This window comes from Aliidongia dinghuensis, from assembly GCF_014643535.1.
Lineage (GTDB): Bacteria > Pseudomonadota > Alphaproteobacteria > ATCC43930 > CGMCC-115725 > Aliidongia > Aliidongia dinghuensis.
The window spans coordinates 99,304-117,019 of sequence record NZ_BMJQ01000018.1 but is presented as its reverse complement, the minus strand read 5'-3'; the positions used below and the strand labels follow the sequence as shown (position 1 = coordinate 117,019).

General features: G+C 66.6%; 16 protein-coding genes and 1 pseudogene. 13 read left to right on the top strand and 4 right to left on the bottom strand.

All coding sequences use genetic code 11. The features are described from left to right. The first annotated feature begins 8 nt into the window (after positions 1-8). Positions 9-899, top strand: a complete 891-nt coding sequence (locus tag IEY58_RS28025) for a VOC family protein (protein WP_189051459.1) — start codon at positions 9-11, stop codon at positions 897-899. Here the strand turns inward: IEY58_RS28025 and IEY58_RS28020 are convergent. Both IEY58_RS28020 and IEY58_RS28015 read right to left on the bottom strand, forming a co-directional pair. After that, a complete protein-coding gene (locus tag IEY58_RS28020; RefSeq protein WP_456057534.1) occupies positions 838-1,980 on the bottom strand; it encodes an ornithine cyclodeaminase in 1,143 nt (380 codons plus the stop codon). The two genes, IEY58_RS28025 and IEY58_RS28020, sit on opposite strands and share 62 nt — an antisense overlap. Before the next feature lie 154 nt (positions 1,981-2,134). Continuing rightward, on the bottom strand, positions 2,135-2,551 hold the full coding sequence (locus tag IEY58_RS28015; RefSeq protein ID WP_189051458.1) for an Lrp/AsnC family transcriptional regulator: 417 nt from the start codon (positions 2,549-2,551) through the stop codon (positions 2,135-2,137). A 134-nt stretch (positions 2,552-2,685) separates the two neighbouring features. Here IEY58_RS28015 and IEY58_RS28010 point away from each other — a divergent pair, with 134 nt between their 5' ends. Continuing rightward, on the top strand, positions 2,686-4,338 hold the full coding sequence (locus IEY58_RS28010; RefSeq protein WP_189051457.1) for a M20/M25/M40 family metallo-hydrolase: 1,653 nt from the start codon (positions 2,686-2,688) through the stop codon (positions 4,336-4,338). 146 nt (positions 4,339-4,484) lie between these two features. After that, positions 4,485-5,018, top strand: a complete 534-nt coding sequence (locus IEY58_RS28005; protein WP_189051456.1) for an isochorismatase family protein — start codon at positions 4,485-4,487, stop codon at positions 5,016-5,018. 171 nt (positions 5,019-5,189) lie between these two features. Here IEY58_RS28005 and IEY58_RS28000 read toward each other — a convergent pair whose 3' ends face one another. Continuing rightward, the gene (locus tag IEY58_RS28000; protein WP_229743999.1) at positions 5,190-6,095 is read right to left on the bottom strand and encodes a LysR substrate-binding domain-containing protein; all 906 of its coding nucleotides are present in this window, start codon (positions 6,093-6,095) and stop codon (positions 5,190-5,192) included. 91 nt (positions 6,096-6,186) lie between these two features. On the opposite strand from IEY58_RS28000, the gene IEY58_RS27995 reads away from it, so the two are divergent. The 8 genes and pseudogenes from IEY58_RS27995 to IEY58_RS27965 all read left to right on the top strand — a co-directional run. Beyond that, positions 6,187-6,936 carry an SDR family NAD(P)-dependent oxidoreductase gene (locus IEY58_RS27995; protein ID WP_189051455.1) on the top strand — a complete coding sequence of 250 codons (750 nt, stop codon included), beginning with the start codon at positions 6,187-6,189 and terminating at the stop codon, positions 6,934-6,936. Between the two features lie 9 nt (positions 6,937-6,945). Continuing rightward, a complete protein-coding gene (locus IEY58_RS27990; RefSeq protein WP_189051454.1) occupies positions 6,946-7,797 on the top strand; it encodes a transketolase in 852 nt (283 codons plus the stop codon). Further along, positions 7,794-8,828, top strand: coding sequence for a transketolase family protein (locus IEY58_RS34490; RefSeq protein WP_229743998.1), 1,035 nt, complete (start codon positions 7,794-7,796; stop codon positions 8,826-8,828). Before IEY58_RS27990 ends, IEY58_RS34490 begins: the two co-directional genes overlap by 4 nt. Continuing rightward, the gene (locus IEY58_RS27985) at positions 8,723-9,733 is read left to right on the top strand and encodes an NAD(P)-dependent oxidoreductase (protein WP_229744002.1); all 1,011 of its coding nucleotides are present in this window, start codon (positions 8,723-8,725) and stop codon (positions 9,731-9,733) included. Before IEY58_RS34490 ends, IEY58_RS27985 begins: the two co-directional genes overlap by 106 nt. A 67-nt stretch (positions 9,734-9,800) precedes the next feature. Continuing rightward, entirely contained in the window at positions 9,801-10,832 is a 1,032-nt protein-coding gene (locus IEY58_RS27980; RefSeq protein ID WP_189051453.1) for a TRAP transporter substrate-binding protein, read from the top strand. A gap of 20 nt (positions 10,833-10,852) precedes the next feature. Beyond that, positions 10,853-12,721 carry a TRAP transporter large permease gene (locus IEY58_RS27975; protein WP_229743997.1) on the top strand — a complete coding sequence of 623 codons (1,869 nt, stop codon included), beginning with the start codon at positions 10,853-10,855 and terminating at the stop codon, positions 12,719-12,721. Between the two features lie 69 nt (positions 12,722-12,790). Then, on the top strand, positions 12,791-14,800 hold the full coding sequence (locus tag IEY58_RS27970; RefSeq protein WP_189051451.1) for a transketolase family protein: 2,010 nt from the start codon (positions 12,791-12,793) through the stop codon (positions 14,798-14,800). A 175-nt stretch (positions 14,801-14,975) separates the two neighbouring features. Continuing rightward, positions 14,976-15,071, top strand: a pseudogene (locus IEY58_RS27965) (IS481 family transposase); the annotation flags it as partial. Between the two features lie 213 nt (positions 15,072-15,284). On the opposite strand, the gene IEY58_RS27960 reads toward IEY58_RS27965, so the two are convergent. Further along, positions 15,285-16,181 carry a LysR family transcriptional regulator gene (locus tag IEY58_RS27960; RefSeq protein ID WP_189051450.1) on the bottom strand — a complete coding sequence of 299 codons (897 nt, stop codon included), beginning with the start codon at positions 16,179-16,181 and terminating at the stop codon, positions 15,285-15,287. A 162-nt stretch (positions 16,182-16,343) separates the two neighbouring features. On the opposite strand from IEY58_RS27960, the gene IEY58_RS27955 reads away from it, so the two are divergent. After that, on the top strand, positions 16,344-16,775 hold the full coding sequence (locus IEY58_RS27955; protein WP_189051449.1) for a DoxX family protein: 432 nt from the start codon (positions 16,344-16,346) through the stop codon (positions 16,773-16,775). A gap of 84 nt (positions 16,776-16,859) precedes the next feature. Then, positions 16,860-17,702, top strand: coding sequence for a pirin family protein (locus tag IEY58_RS27950; protein ID WP_189051448.1), 843 nt, complete (start codon positions 16,860-16,862; stop codon positions 17,700-17,702). The last annotated feature ends 14 nt before the right edge of the window (positions 17,703-17,716 follow it).

The window sequence follows — 17,716 nt, the reverse complement described above, 5'->3', positions numbered from 1 at the left end:
CGGCAAGAATGGCGGGCTTTCTCGGTATCGATCACGCGCTCATCGTCGTTCGCGATATCGACTTGGTGAGAGACCGATACGCGACGCTCGGTTTCACGATGACGCCCGTCGGCAGGCATCCCTGGGGGACGAGCACGTCGCTCGCCATGTTCGACCAGTGCTTGCTGGAGATCATGAGCATCTACGACGAGAGCCTGCTCGACGAGAAGCCGGTGGGGGACTTCCGTTTCGGCCGAACGATTTACAAACACTTGCGCGAACGGGAGGGCATCTCGCTCCTGGCGCTGCATAGCGAAGACGCAGCGGGCGACGTCGAGATCGTGCAGCGGCGCGGCATTGTCAGCCAGGGGACCATCGCGTTCGGCCGCGACGTCGTGCTGCCCGACGGCCGGCCGGACCGGACCGCCACGACGCTGAAGATCCTCTATGACCCGGCGCTGCCCCGCCTGTCGAACTTCATCTGCCAGCAGCATCGGCCGGAGCTCATCTACGTGCCGCAGTGGCTGTCGCACCCGAACGGCGCCAACGGCATCTCGCGGGTGACCATCCTGGCGCGGCCAGAACACCAGGAGAAGGTCCGCACGCGGCTGAGCGGTCTCTACGGTGCGGAGGCAATCTTCGACCATCCTGGCGGCTTCGGCGCCCGGACAGGCAACGGCGTGTTCGTGGTCGCCGACCGGGCAGCCGTCGAGAAGATCTACGGCGCCCTGCCGGTGAGTCTGCGAGATGCCGCCGAACCGTGCTGCATCGCCATTCACGTGACGGTTTCGTCGGTCGCCCGGGTCATTCCGTTCCTGGACGCAGCGGAAGCGGAATACCGCCGTGACGGCAATGAGATCAGCCTGGTAGACGCTGAGGCGTACGGAAACGTCTTCCTGGCATTCTCGGAACGGCCTTAGGCTGCCGACTGCTGCGATCCCTGAAGCCCAGTGAGCGATCGATCCCCAGCGACGCTGCCGCGGATGAGGCGGCTCGTCGAGGTGGCGCCGGCCCGCGGCTTATGCCTTCGCGCGCTGCAGCATGCCGAACAGATCGCGCGGATCGTCCGGATCGGCGATGATGTCGATATCCTGGTAGAAATCCGTGCCCTTCAAGCGCACGCGCGTCGCGCCGGCCGGCGGCCTCGCCGCGCACGACCCGCCAGAGCTCGGTCACCGGATAGTCGGGCGCCATCTGCTGGATCTCGCCTTCGACACGGGTCTGCGGCGGGTATTCGACGAAGGTGTCCGCGCGGAACAGGATGTCGCGATGCAACTCCGTCTTGCCCGGGCAATCGCCGCCGATCGCATTGATGTGGATTCCCGCCCCGATCATGTTGTCGGTCAGGATCGTGGCGAACTGCTTGTCGGCCGTGCACGTGGTCACGATCTCAGCCCCCTCGATGGCGTTTTGCGCGGACCGGCATGAGGTCACCGCCAGGCCGGAGCCGGCGAGGTTGCGGGCCGTCTTCGCCGTCGCGCGCGGGTCGATGTCATAGAGCCGCACGGCCTCGATACCGACGACGGCCTTCATGGCGAGCGCCTGGAACTCGGCTTGCGCCCCATTGCCGATCATCGCCATCGTCTTGGCGTTGCTTGGTGCCAGATGCCGCGCGGCCATGGCCGAGGTCGCGGCCGTGCGGAGCGCCGTCAGCAGCGTCATCTCGGTCAGCAACACCGGATAGCCGCTCGAGACCTCGGCCAGGAGGCCGAGCGCCGTCACGGTCTGCAACCCTTCCGCCAGGTTCTTCGGGTGGCCGTTCACATACTTGAAGCCATAGGTGACGCCGTCCGAGGTCGGCATGAGCTCGATCACGCCGTCGCGCGAGTGCGAGGCGATGCGCGGCGTCTTGTCGAAGATCTCCCAGCGCCGGAAGTCGGCCTCGACCGCGTCGGTCAATTCGAGCAGCATCCGTTCGATGCCGACGTGATGCACGAGGCGCATCATGTTCTCGACGCTGACGAACGGAACGAGCGCCTTTTCGGACGGGGCTTGCGACATGAGAAACTCCTGGCTTAGAGCCCAAGATTACCGCTCAGCATGTGTGGCCTGAAACCGCATAGTCTTGCGGAAACATGCGTCTTTCTGACGGAATAGTCAGAATTTTTGTCCATTTCGCCAGACAATGGCGATTATGCCTATGCTTCGGCACTCGCTAGGCAGGCCCGAGGAACAGGTGCGTTTCCGATTTCGCGATCCCTTCCATCACGCGGATGCCCGTTACGAGCCGGTTGAACTCGCTCATGTTGGGGACCTCGATTTCCGCGATCAGATCCCAAAGGCCATTTGTGGTGTGAACGGCCGCGAACCCCGGGTTTTTTCGCAAAGCGGCTACGGCACCTTTGAGGTTTCTCCCCTCAAGTTCGATCATCATGACGCCGCGAATCTGGTCGGCACTGGCATGTTCCTTCAGCCTGACGGTGAAGCCGGCGATCGTGCCATTGGCAATGAGGCGGTCCATCCGCGTCTGCACGGTGCCGCGCGCGACGCCCAGGAGCTTCGCGAGTGTCGGGATCGTCGAGCGCGCGTTCACGCGAAGTTCCGCGATCAAACGGTGATCGAGATCGTCCATGCAGGGTTGCCTATTTCGTCAATTCGACTGCCAAAATAGCAGCAGAATGTAGAAAAATGTAATGTTCTGTCGGTTTCGTTGCGCCCTGACCTTCCGTAGCTTGCTCGCCAGATAGCCGGAACGAGGAACGAGGCATGGGCGCGATCAAGCAGTGGAATCCGAAGGAACGGGTTCGAGAATTCTCGCTCAGGCTCGTCGAGTGGGCCAGTGAGACCGGAACGCCGGGCGAGGCTGCCTTCGCCCCCAAGCTGGCCGGTCTGTTGCGCGAGATCCCCTACTTCCGCGACCATCCGGACCAGATTCGCCTCGTGGACAGCCATGGCGACCCGATGACGAAGAGCGTGGTCGCGGTGGTTCGCGGTCGGGGTTCCCGGACCCTCGCCTTGGCTGGGCACTACGACGTCGTTTCCGTCGCCAATTATCGCGAGCTCGCGTCCTTGGCTTTCAAGCCGGACGAACTGCTTGCCGCCCTGATGGCGGACCTCGAGAGCCGGCGGCTCAACGCCGCGGAGCAGCGCGCGCTCGACGATTTCCGCACGGGCGACTTTCTGCCCGGACGGGGCCTGCTCGACATGAAGAGCGGCATCGCCGCCGCAATCGCCGTGCTTGCGGCCTTTGCCGAGGATCCCGACAGGCAAGGCAATCTTGTGCTGGTCGCGACCCCCGATGAGGAGCGCAACTCGCGCGGCATGCGGAGCCTGCGCGATGCGCTGCCCGTGATCGCCACCGATTTCGGGCTCGACATCGCGGCCGGCATCAACCTCGACGCGACAAGCGACCAGGGCGACGGCACAGAGGGCCGCGCCATCTATCGCGGCACCATTGGCAAGGCGCTGCCGTTCGGCCTCGTGATCGGCCACTCGTCGCACGCGGGCTATCCTTTCGAAGGCATCAGCGCCCAATTGATCGCCTCGGAAGTGACGAAGGCGATCGAGGGCAACCCGGCGCTGTGCGATACGTCCGACGGCGAGATATCGCCACCCCCGATTTGCCTGGAATGCAAGGATCTGCGTGGTGGTTACGAGGTGACGACGCCCGAGCGGGTCTGGATCGCATTCAACTGGCTGTCGCACCGATGGGGTCCGCGCGATCTGCTCGACCGGTTCGCTCGGGCCGTCGGGCAGGCCATGGAAGACGCCATCGGCCGGTTCAACGAGCACGCGCGAGCCTACGCAGCGCTGCTCGGCATGCCGCAGTCCGCTCCCGCCGCCAGCGGGGAGGTCATCACGATCGAAGAATTGCGGACGAGACTGCGGCTCATCGGCGGAGACGTAGCACTCGCGCGCATCGGCGCGCTCGAATCCCGGCTGCGGGATTGCGACGACCCGCTCATGCTGACCCGGACGATCGTCAACGCCATGGTCACGGAAGCCGGTGTCATCGGGCCCGCGGTGATCGTGGGGCTCAGCAGCCTGCTCTATCCCTCCGTCCGTCTCGGCTTGGGCGACGAACACCGGGCCTTTGCGGAAGCTGTCGAAAGCGCGCGGCTGGCCTTTGAGGCCGCCGGCGGCTCGCCGGTCAAGTATCGCGAGTATTTCACCGGCATCTCCGACATGAGCTTCTTCGGGCATCGCCCCGCCGTGGACGACAGCTCGTTCGTTGCCGACAACACACCGGCGAGCGCGCTCGTCGACACGGTCCGACAGGACGTCCTATCGTTTCCTGTCGTGAACATCGGACCCTGGGGCCGCGAATATCATCAGCGGCTCGAGCGCGTGCACGTGCCCTATGCCTTCGATGAGCTTCCCAGGCTGCTGAGAGAAATCGTCTCGTGTGTTCTGGCGTAGGAACGTCGCGCGACGGATTTGACCGCACCAAGATTGCGCGGCACTGCTCACCGTTCGCGATCACCTGCGGGCAGTCCGCTTCTGCCGCTGCGGCAGGGTCAAGGTCGTGCCCTCGGCGGCGATAGAGGCAAGATAGGGAGATTGGCATGCGCACGATGAGCGCCCGATCGTCGACGCTGCTGCTGGTCGATATCCAGGCGAGACTCATGCCTGCGATCGATCAGGCCGACGCCATCGTCGAAAACGCCCGCCGGCTGCGCGATGCCGCGTCGCTTCTCGGCGTACCGGCGCTGCTGACCGAGCAGAACCCCCGCGGCCTCGGCCCGACGGTGCCGGCGCTGGCGACGCCCGATGCCGAGATCGTGCCCAAGATGACGTTCGACGCCGTGCGCGCGCCTGGTCTGCTCGAGCGCCTCGCCCCGACCCACGCTGCGGTCGTCGTCGGCTGCGAGGCCCATGTCTGCGTGTTGCAGACCGCACTCGGCCTGGTCGATCGCGGCCGTCAGGTGTTCGTCGTGCAGGATGCCGTGGGCTCGCGCCGCGCGGAGAGCAAAGCCGCCGCCCTTCAGCGCCTGGCGCACCATGGCGTCGAGCTCGTGACGACGGAGATGGTTATCTTCGAATGGCTCGAAAGCGCCGAGCATCCGCGGTTCCGCGAGGCGATCGCGCTCATCAAGTAGCCACGTCGGCGTTGAGTCCAGCCATCCAACGGTGTCCGAATCGCCCGGCCAACCAAAGGCCCGCTCAACCAAAGGCCCGGCCAACCAAAGGCCCGGCGAACCAAAGGAATATGCCGGGCCACCCGGGATGAATCATCCATCCTGACGAAAGAGGCGGGGACTGCCGGACAATCAAACCGCCGGCAAATCCAGGTTCAGCTCACGCGAGATCCAGCCCGTGAACGAACGGACGGCGCGGCGGGGCTTTGTCAGGTGCGGAAAGACGAGGTAGTGCCCGACATAGCTCACGTCATTGGCCTTGCCGGCGAGGGGAGCGACCAGCCGGCCGCTCGCCAGCTCGCTTTCGGCAAGCCGCGTTGATTCCAGCGTCACCCCCATGCCGTCAACGGCAGCGGCAATGGCCATGAAGCTGCGGTCGAATCGGCTGCCGCGCGGCGGTGGCGGCGTCAACCCGTTGGCGGCGAACCACGCCGACCAACGGACCCGTTTATGCTCGCTCTCGATCAGGTCGAGCGCCCGGAGATCCTCGACCGAGGCAATCCGCCGGGCGAGATCAGGCGCGCACATCGGCGTCACCGTCTCCTCGCCGAGCGGCAGGGTGATGAGGCCTTCCTGGCGCGGCGGGCCATAGCAGATGTCCGCATCGAACTCGTCATTGAGGAAGCGCGGGTAATCGGTGCTTGCCGACAACCGCACTTCGAGGCCCGGCTGCTCCGCGATCAGGCGCTTGAGCCGCGGCATGAGCCATTGTGCGGCCATGCTCGGGGCACAGTGAAGCCGCAGCACATTGCCCGAGCGGGAGCCGACGATCTCGAGCCCGTGCCGGATTTCGTCGAAGCCGGCCGACACCTGCCGGAACAGCGCCTCGCCGCCGGGATTGAGTCGCACGGCTCGCCCCTCACGCTCAAATAATTCACCTCCGACCCAATCTTCCAGCTTGTGAATCGCGTGGCTGACCGCACTCGGGGAGACGCCGAGTTCTTCGCCCGCGGCACGGAAAGAGCCGTTTCTGGCGGCGGCTTCGAAGGCTTGCAGAGGGCCGAGTGGCAGGGTTCGCATGGAGCAACAGATGAACATAATTCATCGATTGAAGCAATTTTTGTGTTTTTCGTTTGTCCTGCCGCTCGGCAAGATCCCGCCCCAATAAACACCGCCTTGGGAGGAAGACGTGCTGCTGAAGGGCAAATTCGCCGTCATTTCGGGTGCCGCCGGCGTGCGCGGGATCGGCTTCGCCACAGCCCGCACGTTCGTCGAGCAAGGCGCCCGCGTCGCCATCCTCGATCTCGATGCCGACGGCGCCCGGCGCGCGGCGGCCGAACTTGGCCCCGACCATCTCGGCATCGGCTGCAACGTGACCAACAAGGCGGATTGCGAGCGCGCCGTCGCCCAGGTCATCAGCGCCTTCGGCCGCATCGACATCCTGATCAACAACGCCGGCATCACTCAGGCCATCAAGGTCTGGGATATCGACGAGGCGAACTGGGACCGCATCCAGGACGTCAACCTCAAGGGCGTGCTGTTCCTGAGCCAGGCGGTGATGCCGCACATGCGCGCAGCGAAGTCGGGCTCGATCGCCTGCATGTCCTCGGTCTCGGCCCAGCGCGGCGGCGGCATCCTCGGCGGCGCGCATTATTCCGCGGCCAAGGCCGGCGTCCTCGGCCTCGCCAAGGCGATGGCGCGCGAGTTGGGCGGCGACGGGGTCCGGGTCAACTGCGTGACGCCCGGCCTGATCCAGACCGACATCAACGCCGGCAAGATTTCGGACGAGAAACGCACGGAAATCCTCGCCGGCATCCCGCTCAACCGGCTGGGCGTGCCCCAGGACGTGGCCAACGTCTTCCTGTTCCTGGCGTCCGATCTGTCGGCCTACCTGACCGGCAACACGATCGACGTCAACGGCGGCATGTTGATCCACTGAGGGCCGCCCATGAACGCCTCCACGCCGATCCTCGGGCACAACAGCCGGCTCGCCGGGCGGGCCCATGCCATCCGCCGTCACGCGCTCAAGATGGGCAAGGTGCAGGGCCAGGGCTACATCGCCCAGGCGCTCGACTGTGCCGATATCCTGGCGGTCGCCTATTTCCACGCCATGACCTACCGCGCCGATGAACCGGAGTGGGAGGGCCGCGACCGCTTCTACCTCTCGATCGGCCATTACGCGATCGCACTCTATGCGGCCCTCATCGAGGCCGGCATCGTGCCGGCGGACGAGCTCGAAACCTATGGCGGCGACGACAGCCGCCTGCCGATGTCCGGCATGGCGTCCTATACGCCGGGCATGGAGATCACGGGCGGCTCGCTTGGCCAAGGACTGACGATCGCGGTCGGGACGGGCTTGGCACTCAAGCGCAAGGGCTCGAAGTCCTTCGTCTACAACCTGCTTTCCGACGGCGAGCTCGGCGAGGGCGCCACCTGGGAAGCGGCGATGGGCGCCGCGCACTGGCGGCTCGACAATCTCATCGCCATCGTCGACGTCAACGACCAGCAGGCCGACGGGCCGTCCTCCAAGGTGTTGTCCTCGGAGCCGCTCGACGACAAATGGCGCGCCTTCGGCTGGTTCACCCAGCGTATCGACGGCAACGACATCGAGGCACTCGTCGCCGCCTTCGACGCGGCGCGCAACCATGGCGAGCCGGTGCCGCGCGTCATCGTCTGCGACACGCTCATGGGCAAGGGCGTGCCGTTCCTCGAGGCCCGCGACAAGAACCACTTCATCCGTGTCGATGCCGACGAGTGGGACAAGGCGCTCGCCATGCTCGACGAGGGAGCGGGCCGATGAGCCTCATGAAGAAGACCTTCGCCAAGGCGGACCCGTCGAAGCCGCGCCTCACGACCTCGGCCATGATCGCCTCGATCGCGGGGCCCGATCAGAAGACCGAGGCAGCTCCCTTCGGCCATGCGCTGGCCCGGCTCGCCGCGGAGCGCGCCGATATCGTCGGGCTCTCGGCCGACTTGAGCAAATACACCGACCTGCATGTCTTCGCCGCCGCCCATCCCGACCGGTTCTATCAGATGGGCATGGCCGAGCAGCTGCTGATGGGGGCGGCCGCCGGGTTCGCGCGCGAAGGCTTCGTGCCGTTCGCAACGACCTATGCCGTGTTCGCGTCGCGCCGGGCCTATGATTTCATCTGCATGGCGATCGCCGAAGAGAACCTGCCGGCGAAGATCATATGCGCGCTGCCTGGCCTCACGACGGGCTATGGCCCGAGCCATCAGGCGACCGAAGACCTGGCGATCTTCCGCGGCATGCCCAATCTCGCGATCGTCGACCCGTGCGACGCGCTCGACATCCGCGAGGCCGTGCCGCAGATCGCGGCGCATCCCGGCCCGGTCTACATGCGGTTGCTGCGCGGGCAGGTCCCGCTCGTGCTCGACGAGTACGACTACCGTTTCCAATTCGGCAAGGCGGCGCTGCTGCGCGACGGGGCGGACGTGCTGTTCATCTCCTCCGGCCTCATGACGATGCGCACGCTCGAGGCGGCGAAGGCGCTCGCGGGAGACAGGATCGATGCGGCGGTGCTCCATGTGCCGACGATCAAGCCGCTCGACGAGGCGGCCATCCTCGCTGCCGCCGGCAAGCCCGGCCGGCTGGTGATCGTCGCCGAGAACCACTCGATCGTCGGCGGCCTGGGCGAGGCGATCGCGGGGCTGCTGATGCGCTCGGGCGTGTTTCCATCGTTCCGGCAGATCGCGCTGCCCGATCAATTTCTCGACGCCGGCGCGCTGCCGACGCTGCACGATCGCTACGGCATCTCGAGCGGGGCCGTCGTCGCCCGGACCAGGGACTGGCTCGGGAGATCGGCGCCATGACGGCCGAGACCGCGCAGGCACAGCGCACGATCGGTTTCGTCGGGCTCGGCGCCATGGGTCTGCCGATGGCGAAGAATCTGGTCGCCCGCGGCTTCGCCGTCCGAGGCTACGATATCCGGCCTGAGGCGCGCGGGGCATTGGCGGCCGCCGGCGGGATTGCGGCCGGAAGCCCAAGCAGCGCGTTCGACGGCGCCGATGCCGCCGTGCTCATGGTCGTCGATGCCGCGCAGGCTGAAAGCGTGCTGTTCGAGACTGGCGCGCTGTCGGCGCTGGCACCGGGCGCCGTCGTGGTCCTGATGGCAACCGCCCCGCCAGAGCGCGTCGCCCGCATCGCCGAGCGTGTCGCAGCCGCCGGCTATGGCTTCGTGGATGCGCCCGTCTCGGGTGGCGTCGTGGGGGCTGCAGCCGGCACGCTCACCATCATGGCGGCGGGCGAGGCCGGTCCGATCGCCCGCGTGCGCGCTGTGCTCGATACACTCGGCACCAAGGCCGTCACCGTCGGCCGCACCCCCGGCCAAGGGGCGACGGCCAAGGCAGTCAATCAGCTGCTGTGCGGCGTGCATCTGGCCGTCGCGGCCGAAGCCCTGTCGCTGGCTGAAAGGCTCGGTCTCGACATGGACCAGATGCTCGACATCGTGTCGGGGTCGGCCGCCTCGAGCTGGATGCTCAAGGATCGCGGGCCGCGCATGCTCGAGACTGAACCGCGGGTGACGAGCGCCGTCGACATCTTCGTCAAGGACCTGGGCATCGTGCTCGAGACCGGGCGCGACGCGAAGGCGGCGCTGCCGATGGCGGCGCTCGCCCACCAGCTCTTCCTGTCGGTCTCCGGTCGCGGCTTCGGCGCGCTCGACGACAGCCAGGTCATTCGCGCCTATCGCGCCTTGGGAGGGCGACCCGAAACCTAAGTACGTGAACCTGAGCACATCAACGAGACAAGCCGGAAAACCGGCGCTCATGGAGGGGAGAAACGTCATGACCTTGAAGACCATCGTCCAGTCCCGGACGACGCGCCGCCGCTTCCTTGCCGGCGCTGCGGCCTTGCCGCTCGTCACCCTCATCACCCGTCGCGGCGATGCCGCTGAATTCACCTACAAATATGCGACCGGCCAGGACCCGACGCACCCGGTCAATACCCGCGCCCAAGAGGCGATCGACCGTATCCGCGAGGCGACCTCGGGCCGGGTCGAGTTCCACCTGTTCCCGGCCAACCAACTGGGATCCGACACCGACCTCCTCGGCCAGGTGCGCAACGGCGGCGTCGAATTCTTCAACCTGGCCACGTCGATCCTGGCGACGCTCGTGCCCGTGGCGGGCATCGTCAACACCGGCTTTGCCTTCCCGAGCTACGACGTCGTCTGGAAGACGATGGATGGCGCGCTCGGCAACCATATCCGCGATCAGATCGCCAAGGCCGGGCTCATCGCCCCGGCGAAGTTCTGGGACAACGGCTTCCGCCAGATCAGCTCGTCCACGCGCGAGATCAAGACGCCGGAGGACCTGAAGGGCTTCAAGATCCGCGTTCCGCCGGCGCCGATGCTGACCTCGGTGTTCAAGACGCTCGAGGCCGGGCCCACGCCGATCAATTTCAACGAGCTCTATTCCGCCCTGCAGACCAAGGTGGTCGAGGGCCAGGAAAACCCGCTCGCGATCATCTATTCGGCCCGGCTCTACGAGGTGCAGAAATACATCTCCATGACGGGCCATGTCTGGGACGGCTACATCACCCTCGCCAATCGCCGCGCCTGGGCCGCGATGCCGGCCGACGTCCAGGCGATCGTCACGCGCGAGCTCGATGCCGCCGGCGCCAAGCAGCGCGCCGACATCGCGGCGCTCAGCCAATCGCTGCGCACCGATCTGACGGCCAAGGGCATCGGCTTCCTCGACGTCGACCGTGACGCCTTCCGGGCGGCGCTCGGCAGGACGAGCTTCTATGCCGACTGGAAGTCGAAATACGGCGACGAGGCCTGGGACCTGCTCGAAGGCGCCGTCGGCAAGCTGGGGTGAGCGTCATGATGGATGCGGCCATGGGGGCGGATCTCGCAATGAAGGCCGCCGAGGTGTCCGGTTGGCGGCGCGCCGTGCGGCAGGTCGAGACCCTGCTTGCCCGGATGGTCGAAATCCCGGCCGCGGCCCTCGTCGTCGCCGAAATCATCGTGCTCTTCGTCGGCGTGACGATGCGCTACGTCTTCCGCGCACCGATCGTCTGGTCGGACGAGCTCGCCTCGCTTCTGTTCATCTGGCTCGCCATGCTGGGCGCGGTCATCGCCTTTCAGCGCGGCGAGCACATGCGCATGACGGCGCTGGTCGCCAAGGCGTCGCCCGACCTGCGCGCGACGCTGGAGCTGCTGGCCGTCGCCGCCCCCCTGGTCTTCCTGCTGGCGATCGTCCGCCCCGGCCTGGATTTCGTCGAGGACGAGGGCTTCGTGACGCTGCCGGCACTCGATATCCCGAGCAGCTGGCGGGCGCTCGCCCTGCCGGTCGGCACCGGGCTCATGGCGCTCTCCGCGGTGCTGCGGCTGCTCCGCACCGCATCCCCGGTCCGCGCCGGCCTTGTCCTGTTCGGCGTCGTTTGCTTGGGCCTGCTCGGGCACGAGCTGGCGCCGCTGCTGCGGCCGCTCGGCAATGCCAACCTGCTGATCTTCTTCGTCGGCCTGGTCTCGCTCAGCGTGTTCGCCGGCGTGCCGATCGCGTTTTCCTTCGGCCTCGCGACCACCGGCTACCTGTCGTTCACGACCTCCGTGCCGCTGGCCGTCGTCGTCGGACGCATGGACGAGGGCATGAGCCACATCATCCTCTTGTCCGTGCCGCTGTTCGTCTTCCTCGGCATGCTGATCGAGATGACGGGCATGGCGCGCGCCATGGTCGCCTTCCTCGCCAATTGCCTGGGCCATGTCCGCGGCGGGCTCTCCTACGTACTCATCGGCGCCATGTATCTCGTCTCGGGCATCTCCGGCTCGAAGGCGGCTGACATGGCGGCGGTGACGCCCGTGCTGTTCCCGGAAATGATCAAGCGCGGCGCCAAGCCGGGCGATCTCGTGGCCCTCCTGGCGGCAACCGGCGCGCAGACCGAGACCATTCCGCCGAGCCTGGTCCTCTTGACCATCGGTTCGGTCACCGGCGTCTCGATCGCAGCACTGTTCTCCGGCGGCCTCCTGCCCGGCGTCGTGCTCGGCATCGCGCTTTGCGTTCTCGTGCGCTGGCGCTATCGGCGCGACGATCTCTCAGGCGTCCGGCGCGCGAGCTGGGCCGAGATCGGCCGGTCGGCCGCCATCGCTTCGCCCGCCATCCTTCTGCCCTTCGTCATCCGCGGCGCGGTCATGGAGGGTATCGCGACGGCGACGGAGGTCTCGACGATCGGTATCGTCTATGCCGCCATCGTCGGCCTGCTGATCTACCGCAAGTTCGAGTGGCGGCGGCTCGGGACCATGCTGGTTTCGACCGCCTGCCTGTCGGGCGCGATCCTGCTCATCATCGGGGCCGCCACCGGCATGGCCTGGTCGCTGACCCAGTCGGGTTTCAGCCAGGATCTCGCCCGCGTCATGGGCAGCCTGCCCGGCGGCGCCGTCACCTTCATGTTCGTCTCGATCGTCGCCTTCGCCATCCTGGGCTCCGTGCTCGAGGGCATACCCTCGATCGTGCTGTTCGGGCCGCTCCTGTTCCCGATCGCCCGCTCGCTCGGGATCCACGAGGTGCACTATGCGATGGTCGTGATCCTGGCGATGGGCCTCGGCCTGTTCGCGCCACCGTTCGGCGTCGGCTACTACTGCGCGACGGCAATCGGCGGCGTCAATCCGGACGAAGGCATGAAGCCGATCGTGGGATATCTCGTGGCCCTGTTCATCGGCCTCGTGCTCGTCGCCGCCGTCCCCTGGATCTCGATCGGCTTCCTCTGACGCCGCAATCGTCCCGCCTTTCCCTCATCCGCGGCGACGCCAAGGTCGCCCGACAACGGATCCATTGCCATGCCGTCGAGCACAGCCACGCCCTCTGCGGAAATGCTTCAGCAGATGGCGCACGCCATCCGCTTTCTCTCGGTCGACGCCATCTTGAAGGCCGGCGAAGGGCATCAGGGCGTGCCGCTCGGCATGGCGGAGCTGGCAACCGCCCTCTTTGCCGGGGAGCTCAAGTTCCTCGCGGCCGACCCGACCTGGCCGGACAGGGACCGTTTCGTGCTGTCGAACGGCCACGGCTCGATGCTGCTCTACGCGCTGCTGCATCTGAGCGGCTATGCCAAGATCGGGCTCGACCAGGTGAAATCCTTCCGTGAACTCGACTCGCACTGCGCCGGTCATCCGGAATATGACCCGGCCGCCGGCATCGAGGCGACGACCGGCCCGCTTGGCCAGGGCATCGCCAACGCGCTCGGCATGGCGATCGCCGAAGCCTATCTCAACGCCCGCTTCGGCGACGGCATCGTCGACCACATGACCTGGGCCTTCGTCGGCGATGGCTGCCTGCAGGAAGGTGTCGGCCAGGAGGCGATCGCGCTCGCCGGTCACCTGGGCCTGGGCAAGCTCGCCTTCGTTTGGGACGACAACCGCATCACCGACGACGGCTCGACCGAGCTCTCGATCTCGGAGAATGTCGCCGACCGGTTCCGCGTCGCCGGCTGGCATGTCGTCGAGATCGACGGCCATGACCTGAGGGCTGCGGCTGGCGCATTCGCCGCCGCCCGCACCGATCCTCGCCCAACGCTCATCGCCGCCCGTACGACGATCGCGCGCGGCATCCCGCGGCTGCAGGGACAACGGGGCGGCCACAGCGCAAAGCTCTACGAAACTGACCGTGCCGACATGGCCGCCCTGTTCGACTGGGCGGCGACACCGTTCGAGATCCCGGACACGATCACCGAGGCGTGGCGTGCTGCAGGCCGGCGCAATGCGCAATGCCATGCCGCATGGAAGGCACGGCTCGAAGCGCTCTCGAGCGAGGACCGCGCCGTGTTCGAGCGCACGATGGCCGGCGACCTGCCCGCGGGGTGGTGCCAGACGATCCTCGCGGCCAAGCAGGCGGCGCTTGCCGATCCGAGCCCGCGCTTCTCGATCCAGGCCTCCGGTGACATCGTAAGCGCGCTTTACGACGAAGTGCCGGAGATTTTCGTCGCCTGCGCCGATCTCGAGGCGCCGACCAACCACAAGCGACATCTCGCGGCCTTCGCCCGCGCGGACCGCGCCGGCCGCTATCTCCATTGCGGCGTGCGCGAGCACGTCATGGCATCGCTCGCCAACGGCATGGCCGCCCACGGCGGCATCAGGCCCGCGGCGGTGACCTATCTCGCCTTCTCCGACTACGAGCGGCCGGCGATGCGCATGGCGGCGCTCATGGGGCTGCCGGTCGTCTTCGTGTTCAGCCATGATTCGATCGGCATCGGCAAGAACGGCCCGACGCACCAGCCGGTCGAGATCCTCGCCGCGCTGCGCGCCATGCCCAATATGCGCGTGATCCGCCCGGCCGATGCGATCGAGGCGGCGGAGGCCTGGGAAATCGCGCTGTCGCGCACAGACGGCCCGACATCGCTCATCTTTGCCCGGCAGCAGCTTCCGCTGTTGCGACGCGACGCCACGGCGGAAAACAAGAGCGCGCGCGGCGCCTATGTGCTGGCCGATGCGACGGGCGGCGAACGGCGGGCGACCTTGCTCGCGACGGGCTCCGAAGTGGCGATCGCGACCGAAGCGCGCACCGTGCTGCAGGAGCGAGGTATCCCGACGGCGGTCGTCTCCATGCCGTGCTGGGACCTGTTCGGCGCCGAGGACAAGCATTATCGGCGCATGGTGCTGGGTCCATCGGGCGTCCGCATCGGCATCGAAGCCGCCGTCCGGTTCGGCTGGGATCAATGGCTCGGCCCGGACGGCGATCTTGTCGGCATGTCGGGTTTCGGCGCATCCGGTCCCGCGGATGCGCTCTATCGCCGGTTCGGGATCACGCCGGAGGCCGTCGTTTCGCGGACGATCAAGCTTCTGGGCGAGAACTGAGGGTCGACGGCTGCGCCTGCCGGGGCCTTCGACAGCCACCACGCATCAGGGCGAGTTTGACCGATGAAAGCGGAACGGCCGCTTCGAGGATCGGGAAGCGGCCTGGCAGAGGTTCGCATCTCGGTCGCAGTGAAACTGCCGTAGCTTGGGTGACCAAACTCGCCTGTGTCACGCTATGGCACAGGTACTTCACGGGAGCGCCAAGACCACGCACGCCCTCCGAGCGGAGCTACAGCGATCGCAGGCTTCGATCGCGGAGCTCGTCCGGCGCCTGATGGGCGAGGATTTCTGGCCCTACGGCGTCGAGCCCAACCGCCATGTGCTCGACCGGTTCCTGGGATATCACTACGACCAGGGCCTGTCGCCCCGCCGCCTCACGGTCGAGGAGCTGTTCCATCTCTCGACCTTGGCGACGTTCAAGATCTAGAGAATTTGACGAGCTCCATATAGCCCGAAACGCCGGCGCGAGACGATCGTCACTCGCTCACCAGGCTTGATCAACGAAGCGTTGGATCAACCAGGCCGCGGCCGGCCCTGGCGGCTGGTCGGTCCGGTACATTGCCTGGAAAGGATAGAGGCCGCTCTTCGCCTCGGGCAGCTCCAGGCGCACGAGCCGGCCGGCCGCCAAGTCGGCCCGGATGTTCGGTTCCGGCATGTTGCCCCAGCCGATACCGGCGAGCAGCAGCGCATGCTTGGCGCCGAGATCGGCGACACGCCAGGTCTCGGCGGCGAAGACGCCGACGTCGGGTCCCTCGGCGAACGGCATCCGCACCGTCAGAATCAACTGCCGATGCCGGCGTGCAGCACCCGGTGCCACCGGTCGGCTCTGGGCAAGCGGATGATTCGGTGCCGCGACCGGGATCATCTCCACATCGCCGACATGAATCAGCTCCAGGCCCGGCTCGATGTCGAGCAACCCGCCGCCGATGCCGATCATCGCGCCATCCCGGCGAACCGATTGGGCGACGGCGCTCAAGGCCTCGACATGCAGGCGCAACTTGACGGTCGGGAAGGTCGCTTCGAACGCCTGGACGGCGTCGACGAGCCGCTCGCTCGGCAACATCACGTCGACGACCAGCGTCACCTCCGCCTCGAGGCCTTTCAGCAGCGCGCGCACGCTCGCGCGCAGGTCATCGATCCCCACGGCGACGACGCTCGCCTTCGATACGATCGCCGATCCCGCCTCGGTCAGCTTCGGCGTGCGCGCCTGGTCGCGGTCGAACAGGGCGATGCCGAGCTGCTGCTCGAGATTGGCGATGGTGTAGCTCACGGCCGAAATCGCTCTGCCGAGCTTCTTTGCCGCTGCGGTGAAGCTGCCGGTTTCGACGACCGTCAAGAACACTCTCAGCTGATCGAGGCTCGGGAAACCAGGTTCGGACATTTCAAATTTCCTGAAAATATTCTCCGGTACTTTACGAGTTTTCTGTCAACTTGGAATGTCTATCTTTGATCTCGAAGCCAAGCGGTTCCGCCGCAGACGCTGAACACAACCCGGCCGCGTGGAGCAATCGAGCCATGGGGCCCAGCTTTGGGATCACATGAAATGACGAAGCAAAACGACACGATCGCCCTCGTTGGGCGCATTCTCCTCGCCGTGCTCTTCCTGATGAGCGGCCTCGGCAAGCTCGCGGCACCGGCGGCGACGCAGGGCTACATCGCCGCGGTGGGCTTGCCGCTGCCCGTCGCGGCCTATGTCGGCGCGACGGGCGTCGAGATCATCGGCGGCCTGCTGCTGATCGCCGGCCTGCAGACCCGACTGGTCGCCGCCGGCCTGGCGGTCTTCACGCTGCTCACGGCTGTCTTCTTCCACAACAACTTCGCCGACCAGAACCAGATGATCCACTTCATGAAGAATGTCGCCATCATGGGCGGGCTGCTTCAGGTGGCGGTGTTCGGTGCCGGCGGCTTCTCGCTCGATCGCCGCTTCAATCGTTCGGTCGCGGTGTCAACCCGCCCGGTCGCCGCTACGAATTGAGCTGTTCCCCCCGGGCGAGCCGAAGGCGGCTCTCCCGAACATCCGGCAGTCCCCCGTTCCCTCCCATCACGATCGAGATCCATCATGTCCGTCGCTGCAACGCCGGCGTTTGATCACGTCCGCCGTATTGTCTATCGCTCCCGGGGGACTGCTCATGGCTATGTCACCCGGCTCATGAGCCCCGGCGATCTGGGGCAGATCCTCAAGCCGTTCGTTTTCCTCGACTTGTTCGATAATCAGGGTGACAGGTTTCCCACCTTCGGCATGCATCCGCACTCCGGCCTCGCGACCTTGACCTATGTGGCCGAAGGCAGTGTCAGCTACGAGGACACCAACGGTGCCGCCGGCATCCTCCGTGCCGACGGCGTCGAATGGATGCGGGCCGGCAAGGGGGTCTGGCACTCCGGTGGTGCCGGCGATCCCGGGCTGACGCGTGGTTTCCAGCTCTGGATCGCCCTGCCGCCGCACCTGGAGCTCGGTGACGCGGAGAGCATCTATCAGAGTGCCGCGGAGATCCCTGAGGCAGGGCCAGCCCGCGTACTGTTGGGGCAGCATGACGGCGCAAAGAGCGCGATCGCGGCGCCAGCGCCGATCAACTACCTGGCCGTCACGCTCAAGGCCGGCGAATATTGGCGCTACCAGCCGCCCGAGGGCCATGCCGTCTTGTGGCTGGCAATGGGCAAAGGCGGGGTCAGGGCGCCGGCCCTTCTCGGGCACGGTGAGATCGTCGTCTTCGAGCCGGGAACCCACGCGGTGGATTTCGTCGCTGAGGACGACGCCGAGTTCGTGCTCGGATCGGCGGTGCATCATCCCCACGATCTGGTGCTGGGCTACTACTCGGTTCACACCTCGGCGCGGGCGCTCGAGATCGGCGAGGCCCAGATCCAGCACATCCGCCGCCGCCTGGTTGCTGAGGGGCGTCTCTGAACCTGCCGCCCGGA